This window comes from Kribbella sp. NBC_00662 (genome assembly GCF_041430295.1).
Lineage (GTDB): Bacteria > Actinomycetota > Actinomycetes > Propionibacteriales > Kribbellaceae > Kribbella.
Map to the genome: position 1 here is coordinate 8,121,147 of NZ_CP109029.1, position 14,651 is coordinate 8,135,797.

Below are 14,651 nucleotides of genomic sequence, written 5' to 3' on the forward strand. Positions count from 1 at the left end.
GGCGGCAAACTGGTAATCGAGGGGTCGTTCAGTCGCGGTCAGTCGCCGTTGGTGGTGCTGTGCGACGTACCAGTTGACGGGGTGGTCTTGTTGACCTGCAGCAGGAACTCGATGTTCGACTTGCTCTCCTTGAGCTTGCCGATCAGCAGTTCCAGCGCCGCCTGACCGTCGAGGGCGGACAGCACCCGGCGCAGCTTCCAGACCACCTGGGTCTCGTCCTTCGACATCAGCAGCTCCTCGCGGCGGGTGCCGGAGGCGACGACGTCGATGGCCGGGAAGATCCGCCGGTCGGCGAACTCGCGGCGCAGCCGCAGCTCCATGTTGCCGGTGCCCTTGAACTCCTCGAAGATCACCTCGTCCATCTTCGAGCCGGTCTCGATCAGCGCGGTCGCGAGGATGGTCAGCGAGCCGCCGTCCTCGATGTTGCGGGCCGCACCGAAGAACCGCTTCGGCGGGTACAGCGCGGACGAGTCCACACCGCCGGACAGGATCCGGCCGCTGGCGGGTGCCGCGATGTTGTACGCACGCCCCAGCCGGGTGATCGAGTCCAGCAGTACGACGACGTCGTGGCCGAGCTCGACCAGCCGCTTCGCCCGCTCGATCGCCAGCTCCGCGACCGTGGTGTGGTCGTCGGCCGGCCGGTCGAACGTCGAGGCGATGACCTCGCCCTTGACCGTGCGCTGCATGTCGGTGACCTCTTCGGGCCGCTCGTCCACCAGCACGACCATCAGGTGCACTTCGGGGTTGTTCGTGGTGATCGCGTTCGCGAGCGCCTGCAGCACCATCGTCTTACCGGCCTTCGGCGGCGAGACGATCAGGCCGCGCTGGCCCTTGCCGATCGGGCTGACGATGTCGACGATCCGGGTGGTGAGGATCCCCGGCTCGGTCTCCAGCCGGAGCCGCTCGGTCGCGTACAGCGGGGTGAGCTTGTTGAAGTCCTGCCGCTGCTTGGCGATCTCCGGGTCGGCGCCGTTGACGGTGTCGATCCGGACCAGCGGGTTGAACTTCTCCTTGCGCTCGCCCTCCTGCGGCTGCTTCACCGCACCGGTGATCGCGTCGCCCTTGCGCAGGCCGTAGCGCTTCACCATCGAGAGTGCGACGTACACGTCGTTCGGGCCGGGCAGGTAGCCGCTGGTCCGGACGAACGCGTAGTTGTCGAGTACGTCGAGGATGCCTGCCGCCGGGACGAGGACGTCGTCCTCGCTGATCGTCGGCTCGGCGTCGAACCGCTCGCCGCGGCCGCGGTTGCGGTTGCTGTCGCGGCCACCGTCACGACCGCCGTCCCGGCCACCGTCACGGTTGCTCGGCTGGCCGTCGCGGTTGCGGTCCCGGTCACGACCCCGGCGGCGGCGACGGCGTCCGTCGCCTTCCTCGCCGCGGTCGTTCTGGTCCTGGCGGTTCCGCTGGTTGTCGCCCTGACCGTCGCGCTGACCGTCGCGCTGTCCGTCGCGCTGACCGTCACGGTTCTGGTTGTCGCGGTTGCGGTCCCGGTTGCCGTCGCGGCCACCATCACGGTTGCCGTCACGGTTGCCCTGACCGTCGCGCTGACCATCACGCTGACCATCACGCTGACCATCACGCTGACCATCACGGTTCTGGCTGTCGCGGTTGCGGTCCCGGTTGTCGCGGCCCTGGTTGGCGTCGCGGTTGTCCCGGTTGTTGTCGCGACCCCGGTTGCGGGCCTCGCGGTCGTCCGCACGGTCGTCGCCGCGGTCGTCGCCACGGGTCTCGACCCGCTCGGCGGCGCCGTTCTGAGCGGCAGTCCCGGCGTGCACGGCCGGCGCCTCGGCCTGAGCCGTGGCGGCAGCGGCGGCCGGAGCGGTCACCTCGGGGGCGGCGCCGTTCTGCGCCGGCTCGTCCTTCGGGGTGTCTTTCTGGGCCGCGGCGCGGGTCCGGCGGCTGCCGCCCTCGCGCTTGGCCGGCGCCTCCGCGGTCTTCGCCGCGGGCGCGGAGGACTCGGCGGCCTCGTCCAGGGTCGGCTGTGTCGCCTTCGCCCGGGAGCCACCGGTCGAGCCGCCCCCGGCGGTGGAACCGCCGGCCTGAGCGGCCTTGATCGCCTCGATCAGCTGGCCCTTGCGCAGCGCGCCGGTGCCCTTGATGCCGAGCGTCCCGGCGAGCTGCTTGAGCTCGGGGAGCAGCATGCCCTCGAGGCCGCCGCCAGCCTTGCGGCGACGCGGCGCGGTAGTAGCCGCGGCGTCAGCTGCGCTAGAGGCTTCAACAGTTTCTGTCACGTGAGGTCCTTCCCACACGGATCGTCGATGCCGATACGGCTCATCGACCAATTTCATTCCACCCACGGCCGCACAACGGGCACGCGGGGTATAAGAGGCTCTCGCTCGATCTGAGTCCCCCCGGACTTCTCCGACGCAGGCGGCGCAAGGTCACATCCACAGGAGGGTCGCCACACAACACAGGGTGCCGGGAGCACAGCCCGGATCGTGACGAGAGTTCACCGATCACCTGGAGGGGATCGGGTGAGTCGAGACTAGCACCACTACGGGTCGTCCGGTTGACTCAGTCTGTACAACGCGTGTCAGCGGCCCAGGATTCCCTCGCTTCAGCCGGCTTCCATCGACCAGACCTGCACGCCGACTGGATCGATGCCCAGCTCGTACCTCGTCCAGCCGTCCGGCGGCTCCGGCGTACCGCCGTAAAGATCGCTCTGACCTGCGCCTTTGCCGGTCTGACCGCCGAGCACGGCAACGGTCGGGCCGGCTCCGCTGACGATCGCGGCCAGACCGCTGCCGCGCAGTTTGTGCACCAGCGCGAGGCTCTCGGGCATGGCCGGTTCGCGGTACTCCTGATGCAGCCGGTCCTCGGTCGCGGTCAGCAGCAATTCGGACCGCCCGGTCATCGCCGCGACGAGCAGCGCGGCCTTGCCCGCGTTCGCCGCTGCGTCGGTGTGGGAAACAACGCCCGGCAGCAGTCCGCGCGCCTCTTTGGTCAGCACGCGATTGTCAGGTACATAAGCAACCGCAGCCAATCCTTCGGCCGGTTCCAGCTTGATGGCCCGGCCGGTTTCGCCTTCCGTCCAAGCGATCGTGAACCCACCAAGGGCTGCTGCCGCGACATTGTCCGGATGCCCTTCGAGCTCGTTCGCCAGTACGACGAGACGCTCGCGATCGACCGGCTCGCCGGCCAGCGCGTACGCCGCCGCGAGACCGCCGACGATCGCGGCCGACGACGACCCGAGCCCGCGACCGTGCGGGATCCGGTTCTCGCACCGCAACGTGAATCCGGGCACCGAGGCACCCAACGCCTCGAGCCCGGCCCGGATCGACCGCACCACGAGATGCGACTCGTCCAGCGGTACTTCGCCTTCGCCGCATCCGCTCACCTGAACGGTCACGCCGGATCCGCACGGGGTGACGATCAGGTCGTCGTACAGCGTCAGGGCGAGCCCGAACGCGTCGAAGCCCGGTCCGAGGTTGGCGCTCGTCGCGGGCACGCGCACCCGCACCTGGTCACAAGGTCGCCGCGCGCTTTCCGCAGGTCCGGTGGTGGCGTCCACGTCGCTCCCCATCGCCCTGACCTCAGGCGAGACCGGCGACGCGGGCGACCGCGTCGGTGTCGGCCGGCGTGACGGGCGACTCGTCGACGGTTGCGTGGTCGAGGGCTGTGTCGATGTCCTTCAGGCCGTGGCCGGTCACCGTGATCACCACGGTCGAGCCGCCCGGCAGCCAGCCCTGCGCCTTGGCGTGCAGCAGCCCGGCGACTCCGGCCGCCGACGCAGGCTCCACGAACACGCCTTCACGGGCCGCCAGCTCACGCTGTGCGCTCAGGATCTGCTCGTCGGTGACGATCTCGATCCGGCCGCCGGACTCGTCCCGGGCGGCCTCGGCCAGCGTCCAGGACGCCGGGTTGCCGACCCGGATCGCGGTGGCCGCGGTCTCCGGCTTCTCCACGATCGCGCCGCGTACGATCGGCGCCGCGCCCTCGGCCTGGAAACCCCACATCCGCGGGGTCCGGCTCGCGAGCTTGTCCTTCGCGTACTCCTGGTATCCCTTCCAGTAGGCCGCGATGTTGCCCGCGTTGCCGACCGGGAGCAGGTGCAGATCGGGGGCGTCGCCGAGCGCGTCGCACACCTCGAACGCCGCGGTCTTCTGCCCTTCGAGGCGGACCGGGTTGACCGAGTTCACCAGGGCGACCGGATAGTGCTTGCCCAGTTCACGAACGATCCGCAGGCAGTCGTCGAACCCGCCGTCGATCTGCACGAGCTTGGCGCCGTGCACGACCGCCTGCGCGAGCTTGCCCTTGGCGATCCGGCCGGCCGGGATCAGCACCAGCGGGACCATCCCGGCGCGCACGGCGTAGGCCGCGGCCGAGGCGGACGTGTTGCCGGTCGAGGCGCAGACGACCGCCTTGTCACCGGCCTGCGCGGCGAGCGAGATCGCCACGGTCATGCCACGGTCCTTGAACGAGCCGGTCGGGTTGTTGCCCTCGACCTTCAGCCACACCTCGCAGCCGGTCTGCTCGCTCAGCCACTGCGCGGCCACCAGCGGCGTACCGCCCTCGCCGAGCGTGACGACCGGCGTGTCCGCGGACACGGGGAGCCGGTCTCGGTATTCCTCGATCACGCCCTGCCACTGGTGAGCCATAGTTCTACTCGCCTTCCACCCGCATCACACTGCTGACTTCCCGAACGATGTCCATGTCGCGCAAGGCCTCCACGGTCGCGGACAACGCGGCGTCGGTCGCGGTGTGGGTGACCACCACCAGCTCCGCGTCACTGCCCCGGCCTTCCTGGCGGACGGTCTGGATCGACACGTCGTGCTCCGCGAAGGCCTGGGCCACCGCAGCCAGCACGCCGGCCTTGTCGGCCACGTCCAGCGACACGTGGTAGCGGGTCATCGCATCGCCCATCGGCCGCACGGACCGCTGGGTGTACGACGACTCGCCGACACCCGGCACGCCCTTGAGCCGGTTGCGCGCGGCGGACACGAGATCCCCGAGGACTGCACTGGCCGTCGGGGCGCCGCCGGCACCACGACCATAGAACATCAGCCGCCCGGCCGCTTTGCTTTCCACGAAAACCGCGTTGTACGCGTCCCGAACACTGGCCAACGGATGCGTGACCGGGATCATCGCCGGATACACCCGCGCGCTCACCGAATCGGTCGTCTCGTCCAGCTCGCAGATCGCCAGCGACTTCACCACGCAGCCCATCTCGCGGGCCGACGCGATATCGGTCGCGCTGACCTCGGTGATGCCCTCGCGGTGTACGTCGGCGATCGAGACGCGGGTGTGGAACGCCAGGCTGGCCAGGAGCGCCGCCTTCGCGGCCGCGTCGAAGCCCTCGATGTCCGCGGTCGGGTCGGCCTCGGCGTACCCGAGGGCCTGGGCCTCCTCGAGCGCCTCGTCGAAACCGGCGCCGGTGGTGTCCATCTTGTCGAGGATGTAGTTCGTGGTGCCGTTGACGATGCCCATCACCCGGATCACGTCGTCACCGGCGAGCGACTCGCGCAGCGGCCGCAGGATCGGGATCGCGCCGGCGACGGCGGCCTCGAAGTACAGGTCGCGCTCGTACTTCTCGGCGGCGGCGAACAGTGTCGGGCCGTCCTCGGCGAGCAGCGCCTTGTTCGCCGTGACGACGGAGGCGCCGTGCTCGAGCGCGGTCAGGATCAGGCTGCGGGCGGGCTCGAGACCGCCGATCACCTCGATCACCAGATCGAGGTCGCCGCGCGACACCAGTGCCTGCGCGTCGGTCGTGATGAGGTCCGGATCGACCGCGATGTCGCGAGCACGGCCGGGACGCCGTACGGCGATGCCTGCGATCTCCAGGCGGGCGCCGACCCGGGCTGCCAGATGGTCCGCCTGCTCGGTCAGGATCCGCACCACTTCGGTGCCGACCACTCCGCAACCGAGCAGGCCTACCTTGAGAGGTTTCGCATCGTTCACAGCGTCGTTCATTCGGCGGCCCCCATGTCCAGGAGAAGCAGGTCGTCCTCGGTCTCACGGCGTACGACGACCCGCGTTCGACCGTCCTTGACCGCGATCACCGGTGGCCGCGGCACGTGGTTGTAGTTGCTCGCCATCGACCGGCAGTACGCGCCCGTCCCCGGGACCGCGATCAGGTCGCCGGGCTGCACGTCGGCCGGCAGGAACTCGTCCTTCACGACGATGTCCCCGGCCTCGCAGTGCTTGCCGACCACGCGCGCCAGCGTCGGCTCGGTCTCGGAGTACCGATTGGCGAGCGTGCAGGAGTAGTCGGCGTCGTACAGCGCGGCGCGGATGTTGTCACTCATGCCGCCGTCGACGGACACGTATGTCCGTGCGGCGCCGGCGTCGAGCTCGACCTCCTTGACCGTGCCGACCGAGTACACCGTGCACATCGCCGGACCGACGATCGCGCGTCCTGGCTCGATGGAGACCTTGGGCACGTCGACGTCGAACGCGCGGCACTCGTGCTCGACGATCTTGCCCATCTCGGTCGCGAGCTGCGCCGGGTCGGACGGGTCGTCCTGCGTGGTGTACGCGATCCCGAACCCGCCGCCGAGGTCGAGCTCCGGCATGTCCACGCCGAGCTCCTCGGAAACCCTTGCATGCAAGGCGATCACGCGCTTCGCGGCGACCTCGAAACCGGACGAGTCGAAGATCTGTGAACCGATGTGCGAGTGCAGCCCGAGCAGCTCGAGCTCCGGCGCTTCGTTGACCCGGGCAACGGCTTCGAAGGCCGCGCCGGAGGTGATCGAGAAGCCGAACTTCTGGTCCTCGTGCGCGGTCGCGATGTACTCGTGGGTGTGCGCCTCGACGCCCGCCGTCACCCGGATCATCACCGGCGCGACCACGTTGCGCTCGCCGGCCAGCTCGATCAGCCGGGAGATCTCGTACTGCGAGTCGACGATGATCCGCCCGACACCCGCGTCCAGCGCGCGGGCCAGCTCGGACTCGGACTTGTTGTTGCCGTGGAACCCCAGCCGCTTCGGGTCGGCGCCCGCCCGGAGCGCGACCGCGAGCTCTCCCCCGCTGCAGATGTCGAGGTTCAGGCCCTCTTCCATCACCCAGCGGACAATCGTCGTACTCAGGAAGGCCTTGCCGGCGTAGTAGACGTCGAAATCCTTGAAGGCGTGCTTGAACGCGCGCGCCCGGGCCCGGAAGTCGTCCTCGTCCAGCACGTACGCCGGGCTGCCGTGCTCGGCGACCAGGTCGCGCAGGTCGACACCGCCGACCTCGAGCGCGCCCTCAGCGTTCTTCTTGGCGTTCATCGACCAGAGCGCGGTGACCAGGTCGTTGGGGTCCCGCGGCGCGCGCAGCCACGGCGGAGCCTTGTGGCCGATGTCGGCGTGCAGCGCGCCCGCCTCGTGCGCCCTCACATCCGCTCCGGTGCGGTGACGCCGAGGAGCTCGAGGCCGTTGGCGATGACGGTGCGGGTGGCCGAGACCAGGGTCAGGCGAGCCTTGTGCACCGGCTCCACCTCCTCGTCGCCGCGCGGCAGGACGCGGCAGCTGTCGTAGAACTTGTGGAACGCGGACGCGGTGTCCTCGAGGTACCGCGCGATCCGGTGCGGCTCGCGCAACTCGGCGGCGGTCGCGACGACGCGCGGGAACTCGGCCAGCGCGCGCAGCAGGTCGCCCTCGCGCTCGTGGCTGAGCAGGCCCGGGTCGAACTCGTCCAGCTTGATGCCGAGCTCGTCGGCGTTGCGCAGGATCGAGGCCAGCCGGGCGTGCGCGTACTGCACGTAGTACACCGGGTTCTCGCTGGCCTGGCGGGTCATCTCCTCGATGTCCAGGGTCAGCGGGGAGTCGGTCGGGTAGCGGCAGAGCGTGTAGCGCAGGGCGTCGACGCCGCCCTCCTCGACCAGCTCGGCGAGCGTGACGATCGTGCCGGCGCGCTTGGACAGCTTCATCTCCTCGCCGCCCTTGAGGATCTTCACCAGCTGGCCGATCAGGATCTCGATGTTGTGCTCCGGGTCGTCACCGGCGCACGCCGCGATCGCCTTCAGCCGGTTCACGTACCCGTGGTGGTCGGCGCCGAGCATGTACACGCAGGTCTCGAAACCGCGCTCGCGCTTGTTCACGTAGTACGCCGCGTCGGAGGCGAAGTACGTCGGCTCGCCGTTCGACCGGATCAGCACGCGGTCCTTGTCGTCGGTGAAGTCCGTCGTGCGCATCCACAGCGCGTCGTCCGCGTCGTACAGGTGGCCCTGCTCGCGGAGCTTCTGGATCGCGTGACCGACGCCGTCCTGCTCGTGCAGGCTGCGCTCGGAGAACCACACGTCGAACTTGGTCCGGAAGTGCTCCAGCTGGGACTGCTGCTCCTTGAGCTGACGCTCGTACCCCGCCTCGCGGAACGCGATCAGCTGCTCGTCGTCGGGCAGCTCGGTGATCCCGGGCACCTCGGCGACGATCTGCTTGGCCAGGTCGAGGATGTACTCCCCGTGGTACCCGTCCTCGGGGATCGGCTCGCCGTGCGCCGCGGCCTTCAAGCTGGCCCCGAACTTGTCCATCTGGGCGCCGCGGTCGTTGATGTAGAACTCGCGGGTGACGCTCGCGCCGGCCGCGGACAGCACCCGGGCGAGCGCGTCGCCGACGGCGGCCCAGCGGGTGTGGCCGAGGTGCAGCGGGCCGGTCGGGTTGGCCGAGATGAACTCGAGGTTGACCGTGCGGCCCTGGAGGCTGTCGCTCGTCCCGTACTGCGGACCCGCGTCGAGGATCGACTGCGCGACCTTGCCCTGGGCGTCGGCCGCGACCCGGAGGTTGATGAACCCCGGCCCGGCGATCTCCACCGCGGTGATCGCGTCGTCGTCGCGGAGCCGGGCGGCGAGCAGCTCGGCGAACTGCCGCGGATTCATCCCGGCCCGCTTGCCGAGCTGCATCGCGACGTTGGTTGCGTAGTCCCCGTGCTCGGGGTTCTTGGGCCGCTCGACCTTCAGCTCGCGCGGCAGCCCGCCCTCGACGGTGATCGCACCATCGTCGGCGAGCGCGGCCAGGGCCTGCAGGATCTTCTCAGCGAGCTGTTCCGGAGTCACCGCCTCAGCCTAATGGCCCACCCCCCAAACCCTTGACTCGCTATCCACAGCCCGGTACGCGGGCTACTCCCACGGGTTGACGAGCCGGATACCCGTCCCGGCGAAGTCCTCGGTGTTCCGGGTAGCCAAGGTCGCATCCACAATCCGGCAGATCGCGGCGATCTTCGCGTCCGCGTCGTCGATCGGCAACCCGGCTTTGAACCGGCCGACGACCACCTGTGGATAGAGCACAGCGGCTACCACGTCGAACGGCAGGACGGTGGCGGAGAACGCCGTGAAGGCCTCGCCCGCGGCCTCCGCCATCCGCGTTTTGCGCCGGCCGTCCGGCATCTGCTCGATCCCCAGCCGGATCTCGGCCACGGTGATCGCGGTCGTGTACATGCCGTATTCCTTGTGCGCCAGGGCCCAGCTCAGCACCGTCTCATCCGGCGTCGCCTTCATCAGCTCTGACACGACGTTGGTGTCGAACACGATCATCAGTCGAATTCCACGATCCTCGGGGCGCTGTTCCGCGGCGGAATGTCGAGATCGACGCCGCCGAGCTCGGCGAACCGCTCGTGCAGTGCCATCAGAAGGTTCTTGGGCTCGTCTTCGCCGACCGCATCAATGAGGATGGCTCGCACCTCGGCCTCCATCGACCGGCCGTGCCGGGCGGCGCGGACCCGCAACCGCTGTTTGACGTGATCATCCAGATTTCGCACCGTGATCGCTGCCATCATCGACCACCCCCTCTGCATCCGATGCTAGCAGAAGAGGCCGGAAATGATTGCATCTCAGTGACGCACTGTGATGGCGATCTTCGCTTTCGGAGTCAGCGGGGTGTCCCAGGGGGCGGGTGCGCCGTTCAGCGTGATCTTCAGGCTCTTGCAGGCGTCGGCCAGGCAGTGGGCGTCGTACTTGAGGCCCCAGAGGGTGAAGAACTGAGCCAGGGTGGGGTGGTCGGAGGTGGTTTTGGATTCGACCCACACGAGGCCGTCGGTGGTGTGGGTGTGGACGGCGGCTTGTTCGGCGCGGAGTTTGTCGATGCCGATGCCGGCCGGGACCTGGACCGGGTTGCCGTCGACGGTGACTGCGATGGTCACGGTGTACGGCGAAGGTCCGGAGAAGTCGAGCGGGAGGCGTTCGAAGCCTGCCTTGTCGATGTACGAGACCGCGTCCCGCGGGGCGTCCCAGGGCGGGGCGGTGGTCCGCAGTACGGCGGCTGCCGGTGGAGCGGGGCCGACCTGGCAGCCGCCCACCACGCTGCTCGTGAGCAGCAGAGCGGCTGCCGTGACGGCCGTTCGCCAGCTGCCTGCTCTCATGCAGAGCAGGTTGCCATGCGGCCCGGCGTACGGTGCCGGAGGGTCAGCGCTCCGACGGCATCAGCACCCACAGCACGATGTAGATCAGGAACTGCGGGCCGGGCAGGAGGCAGCTGACCACGAAGATCAGCCGCATCGTGTTGGACGAGATACCGAACCGGCGAGCGAGTCCGGAACAGACACCGCCGATCCAGCGATCATTTGACGGGCGAACCAGAGTGCTTGCCATGAGTACCTTTCCTTTCCACCGTTGGGCTTACGACCACTATGACGGTGCAGGTACCCGATCCGATCCCACCGCACCCCGGTTCCAGGGTCCGCTCAGGGGTCCCCCGTACGACGATCGACGTGTCCCCCCAATTCGGGATTCCGGGTCACTTCCTGCTACTGTTCTGCACGTTCCTGAGCCCCCGTAGCTCAGGGGATAGAGCACCGCCCTCCGGAGGCGGGTGCGCAGGTTCGAATCCTGCCGGGGGCGCGACCGATCCGGCCGATCCTTGTGTGCAGAAGGCGCGCACGTGGGATCGGCCGCCGTGTTTTCCGGGGGTGCAACCCCCGGTCCCCGCCCGGCCGGGCTTCGCCCCCGGACCCCCTCGGTGGTCGCCTTCGTCAGGCGCCGAGGCCTGCTGCTGTTCTGCAGTAGGACCACATCTTGAGGCGGTCTGCTTCGGTGTCCTGGGTTCGGGTGAGGTAGTGGGTGGGGCGGATGTCTCGGTCGTGCCAGAAGTGGCCGGTGGGGAGGGCTTGGGTTGTTGCCGTGAGCCAGGTGGTGGTGTCGGCGCCCTCGGCGGGGGTGCGGAGGAGGGGGCGGGTGAGTTTGGTGAAGAGTGGGAGTGAGCTGGTCAGGCCGGGGGTGGTGGACCAGCCGGGGTGCATGGTGGCTACGAAGGTGGGGGCCAGGTGGGCGGCCAGGAGTGGGGTCAGGGCTACCTGGATGCGCTTGGAGCGCGCGTAGGCGACAGCACCTCGGTAGGTGCCGCGGCGGTACTCCGGATCGTCGGTCGGTAGCTGCTGCGTGTACATGCCTCCGGACGCGACGAAGACGGCGCGGCCGTTGGTCAGCAGGGGTTTGAGGAGCTCGGTCAGAAGCAACGGGCCGAGGACGTGGGTGGCCAGCGTGAGTTCGTGGCCCTGGGGCGACTCGGTGCGTTCAGGAGGCATGACGCCGGCGTTGTGGATCAGGGCGTGGATCGGCTCGGTCAGCTGGCCGGCGTAGCGGCGTACGGCGTCCAGGTCGGAGATGTCGCACTCGTCGACCAAGAAGGTGGCGCCGGGGACCTCACCGCGCAGGTCCGCCACAGCGCGTGCTGCCTTCGCGGCGTCGCGGACTACCAGCCGGACGGTTGCGCCCAGACCGGCCAGGCCGGACGCGGTTGCTTTGCCCAGCCCGCTGCGTGCACCGGTGACCACGACGGTCTTACCTTGCAGGGCGTCCCGGGCGGGATCGTTGTCGGGCCAGCCGCGGCTGCGGAGCCGATAGCCGAGTTTGCTGTACCCAGGGATGACAGTCCGGTCCAGGAGCGTGTCCAGCACGCTCATGCCGCCAGCTTCCCCAGAGCGTCGCGCAGACCTTGCTCGGCTTCTTCGCCGAGCCGGTCGAACGGCTTGCGGAAGAAGGGCTCGGCCAAGCGGGCAAGGCCTTTGAGCTGGAACTCGGCGCGGTAGACGACCCGCGTGATGTTCGCCTCGGTGCGGAACGACATGGTGTCGTGGGCAACGACTGTGCGGTTCTCACCCCGCAGGACGATGCGGTCCGGCCGGATGCACTCCACGACCTCGTAGATCAGCTCCGTCTCCCGGCCGGCGAAGCGGGAGGTGTTGCGGTACGTCGTACCGACGCCGCCGTCGCCCTGCAGCAGCACGGTCCGGACCGTACCTGGGTCCCACTCCTCCGTGGTCGTGAAATCGGCCAAGTAGTCGAAGACTCGTTCCGGGTCGGCGGCAACGGGTACTTCGCGTTCGATGACGATCATCGGGTCTCCTCGGCTCGTTCGGCGGCGTGCGCGATGTTGCGTTGCATGCCGCCGAAGACGACGTCGTGGAACGGCCGGATGGCCGCCCAGTACAGCTCCCCCGGCAGACCCCGTGGATGGAACAGCGCGCGCTGCCGGAACAGCGTGCGCCCGTGCTCGTCGGTCCCCGCCCGCAGCTCGAGCCAGGCCTCCCCCGGCAACCGCATCTCGGCCCGCAGCCGCAGCAACCGGCCGCGCTCGAGGGCCTCGACCCGCCACCAGTCGAGCGGATCGCCGACCGACAGCGTGTCCGGATGCAGCCGGCCCCGCCGCAGCCCGGGCCCGCCGACGACCCGGTCGAGCAGTCCGCGGGTCCACCAGCCCAGGCGCCACGAATACCAGCCGCGGCGGCCGCCGATACCCTCGATGACCTTCCAGAGCCGCTCCGGTGGCGCGTCGACCGCACAGTCGCGTTCGTCGACGTACAAAGAACCGCCCGACCAGTCCGGATCGCTCGGCAACGGATCGCTCGGTGCGCCCGGTGTCGAGGCGGATGCCCACGACGTACTCACGTCGAGGTCCTGCACCTTCTTCAGTGCCAGCGCGACGGCGCGGTCGAAGCCGATTCCGTCGGCCGGGCGCGGCTCGACGTACTTGTCGATGTCGTGGTCCTTGCAGACCACCTCGTGCACCAGGCTGTCGACCAGTGGCCGTGCGATGCCGGTAGGCACAGGTGTGACCAGACCGACCCAGTGACTGGACAGACGCGGTGTCAGCAACGGCACCGTCCGGATCCGGCGCGGACGCAGGCCCGCCACCGCGGCGTACCGCTGCATCATCGCGCGGTACGTCAGCACGTCCGGCCCGCCGATGTCGAAGCCCCGGTTCACGTCGGCCGGCATCCGGGCGGACGCGACGAGGTAGTGCAGTACGTCGCGGACCGCGATCGGCTGGATCCGCGTGTCCAGCCAGCGCGGCGTGATCATCACCGGCAACCGCTCGGTCAGATAGCGCAGCATCTCGAACGACGCGGACCCGGAGCCGATGATCACCGCGGCCTGCAGCACCGTCGTCGGTACGCCGCTGGCGAGCAGGATCTCCCCCACCTCGCGACGAGAGCCGAGATGCGGCGACAGCTCCTCGTTGTCGGGGTGCAGACCGCCCAGGTAGACGATCCGCCCGACGCCGGACTCGCGGCACGCCGCGCCGAACGCCAGCGCCGTACGCCGGTCACGCTCCTCGAACCGCCGGCCGGCACCCATCGAGTGGATCAGGTAGTACGCGACGTCGACGCAGTCGAGCGCCCTGGTCAGCACGGCCGGGTCGGAGGCGTCACCCTCGACGACGTCGATCCGGGTCCGCCAAGGACGCGTGTCGAGCCGCTGCGGATTCCGCGCCAGGACGCGGACGTCGTACCCGGCTGCGAGCAACTCCGGCACCAGCCGGCCGCCGATGTAGCCGGTAGCTCCCGTCACCAGCACACGCGTCATCGGTCGGCCCACTGCTCGGCGGCGGTCACCGGATCCGAGTCGACGTACTGCGCGCCGACGGCGCCTGCGAGCTCGCTGGACGCGCCAGGCCCAGCCAGAGCCACGGGCCAGTCGCGCGACAGCCGGGTCAGGTCGGACTGGACCCGCTCGAACCGCTCGGGATCGGAGGCCGACAGCATCACCACATCCGGCTGCAGCACCCCCGCCGCGTGTTCGACATCGGCCATCGGCGAGTCGGTGCCCAGGTAGATCACCCGCCAGCCGGAGCGACGCAGTACCAGTCCGAACGACAGCAGGGCGATGTCGTGCAGCTCGCCGGGCGGACAGGCCAGCAGGGCTCGCGGCCCCTGGCCCCCACCCCACCCAGGGGCCAGGCCCGCCAGCCGGGACCGGATGAGGTTGCTGGCGAAATGCTCCTGCCCGACAGAAACCTCACCGCGGCCCCACCGGTCACCCAGGTCGTGCAGGTAAGGAATCAGCACGTCCCGGATGACAGCTTCGATGGTCAGCGTGCCGAACAGCTCGTCCAGCACGTGGTGCGCGGCCCGCTCGTCCAGCTCGTCCAGCGCCGACCGGAGGTTGGCTGCACCCCCGGCCTCCACCTTGCGTACGGAGACCGGGTCTGCAGCCACGGTCGAGCGTTCGGCCAGCACTGCACGAGCAGCCTCGGCCGCGGACAGCCCCTGCGCGAGGAACGCCCGCATGCGTTGCACGCGGCGTACGTCGCTCTCGGAGTACAGCCGGTAACCGCCGGGCGAACGCGTCGGCGTCAGCAGCCCGTACCTGGTCTCCCAGGCACGGAGGACGTGCTCACTGACACCGGCGCGTTTGCTCAACGCACCGATCCGCAGACCGCTCGGCACCGAAGTCTCCACAAGGACACTATACAAACTCTAGACATACCTTTGACGAAGTCAAGCCGATCTGCCTAATCTCTAGA

14 protein-coding genes and 1 tRNA gene are annotated in these 14,651 nt (G+C 69.3%); 1 reads left to right on the top strand and 14 read right to left on the bottom strand.

All coding sequences use genetic code 11. The features are described from left to right. Positions 1-38 precede the first annotated feature (38 nt). The 10 genes from rho to OHA10_RS39910 all read right to left on the bottom strand — a co-directional run bounded on the left by rho (position 39) and on the right by OHA10_RS39910 (position 10,498). Positions 39-2,231 carry a transcription termination factor Rho gene (gene rho / locus OHA10_RS39865; RefSeq protein ID WP_371403965.1) on the bottom strand — a complete coding sequence of 731 codons (2,193 nt, stop codon included), beginning with the start codon at positions 2,229-2,231 and terminating at the stop codon, positions 39-41. A 326-nt stretch (positions 2,232-2,557) separates the two neighbouring features. Further along, positions 2,558-3,448: a homoserine kinase gene (thrB, locus tag OHA10_RS39870; RefSeq protein WP_371403966.1), complete on the bottom strand. Its 891-nt coding sequence runs from the start codon at positions 3,446-3,448 to the stop codon at positions 2,558-2,560. A gap of 85 nt (positions 3,449-3,533) precedes the next feature. Next, entirely contained in the window at positions 3,534-4,598 is a 1,065-nt protein-coding gene (thrC, locus tag OHA10_RS39875; RefSeq protein ID WP_371403967.1) for a threonine synthase, read from the bottom strand. 4 nt (positions 4,599-4,602) lie between these two features. After that, positions 4,603-5,910: a homoserine dehydrogenase gene (locus OHA10_RS39880; protein ID WP_371403968.1), complete on the bottom strand. Its 1,308-nt coding sequence runs from the start codon at positions 5,908-5,910 to the stop codon at positions 4,603-4,605. Beyond that, a complete protein-coding gene (gene lysA / locus OHA10_RS39885; RefSeq protein ID WP_371403969.1) occupies positions 5,907-7,313 on the bottom strand; it encodes a diaminopimelate decarboxylase in 1,407 nt (468 codons plus the stop codon). The genes OHA10_RS39880 and lysA overlap by 4 nt, the downstream gene beginning before the upstream one ends. Beyond that, positions 7,310-8,968, bottom strand: coding sequence for an arginine--tRNA ligase (gene argS, locus OHA10_RS39890; RefSeq protein ID WP_371403970.1), 1,659 nt, complete (start codon positions 8,966-8,968; stop codon positions 7,310-7,312). Before argS ends, lysA begins: the two co-directional genes overlap by 4 nt. Before the next feature lie 63 nt (positions 8,969-9,031). Continuing rightward, on the bottom strand, positions 9,032-9,445 hold the full coding sequence (locus OHA10_RS39895) for a type II toxin-antitoxin system VapC family toxin (RefSeq protein WP_371403971.1): 414 nt from the start codon (positions 9,443-9,445) through the stop codon (positions 9,032-9,034). Then, positions 9,445-9,687, bottom strand: coding sequence for a plasmid stabilization protein (locus OHA10_RS39900; protein ID WP_233715220.1), 243 nt, complete (start codon positions 9,685-9,687; stop codon positions 9,445-9,447). Before OHA10_RS39900 ends, OHA10_RS39895 begins: the two co-directional genes overlap by 1 nt. 54 nt (positions 9,688-9,741) lie before the next feature. Beyond that, the gene (locus tag OHA10_RS39905) at positions 9,742-10,269 is read right to left on the bottom strand and encodes a hypothetical protein (RefSeq protein WP_371403972.1); all 528 of its coding nucleotides are present in this window, start codon (positions 10,267-10,269) and stop codon (positions 9,742-9,744) included. A gap of 43 nt (positions 10,270-10,312) precedes the next feature. Beyond that, the gene (locus OHA10_RS39910; RefSeq protein WP_371403973.1) at positions 10,313-10,498 is read right to left on the bottom strand and encodes a PspC domain-containing protein; all 186 of its coding nucleotides are present in this window, start codon (positions 10,496-10,498) and stop codon (positions 10,313-10,315) included. Positions 10,499-10,675: 177 nt separating this feature from the next. Here OHA10_RS39910 and OHA10_RS39915 point away from each other — a divergent pair. Further along, positions 10,676-10,747, top strand: a tRNA-Arg gene (locus OHA10_RS39915). A 131-nt stretch (positions 10,748-10,878) separates the two neighbouring features. On the opposite strand, the gene OHA10_RS39920 is transcribed toward OHA10_RS39915, so the two are convergent. From OHA10_RS39920 to OHA10_RS39935, 4 genes are read right to left on the bottom strand one after another with little or no spacing between them, the layout of a single operon-like run. Beyond that, positions 10,879-11,808, bottom strand: coding sequence for an SDR family NAD(P)-dependent oxidoreductase (locus OHA10_RS39920; RefSeq protein ID WP_371403974.1), 930 nt, complete (start codon positions 11,806-11,808; stop codon positions 10,879-10,881). Next, on the bottom strand, positions 11,805-12,242 hold the full coding sequence (locus OHA10_RS39925; RefSeq protein ID WP_371403975.1) for an SRPBCC family protein: 438 nt from the start codon (positions 12,240-12,242) through the stop codon (positions 11,805-11,807). Before OHA10_RS39925 ends, OHA10_RS39920 begins: the two co-directional genes overlap by 4 nt. Then, positions 12,239-13,711 (bottom strand): SDR family oxidoreductase, encoded by a 1,473-nt coding sequence (locus tag OHA10_RS39930; protein WP_371403976.1) that lies wholly within the window; start codon positions 13,709-13,711, stop codon positions 12,239-12,241. Before OHA10_RS39930 ends, OHA10_RS39925 begins: the two co-directional genes overlap by 4 nt. After that, positions 13,708-14,586, bottom strand: a complete 879-nt coding sequence (locus tag OHA10_RS39935) for a MerR family transcriptional regulator (protein ID WP_371403977.1) — start codon at positions 14,584-14,586, stop codon at positions 13,708-13,710. The genes OHA10_RS39930 and OHA10_RS39935 overlap by 4 nt, the downstream gene beginning before the upstream one ends. Positions 14,587-14,651 lie beyond the last annotated feature (65 nt).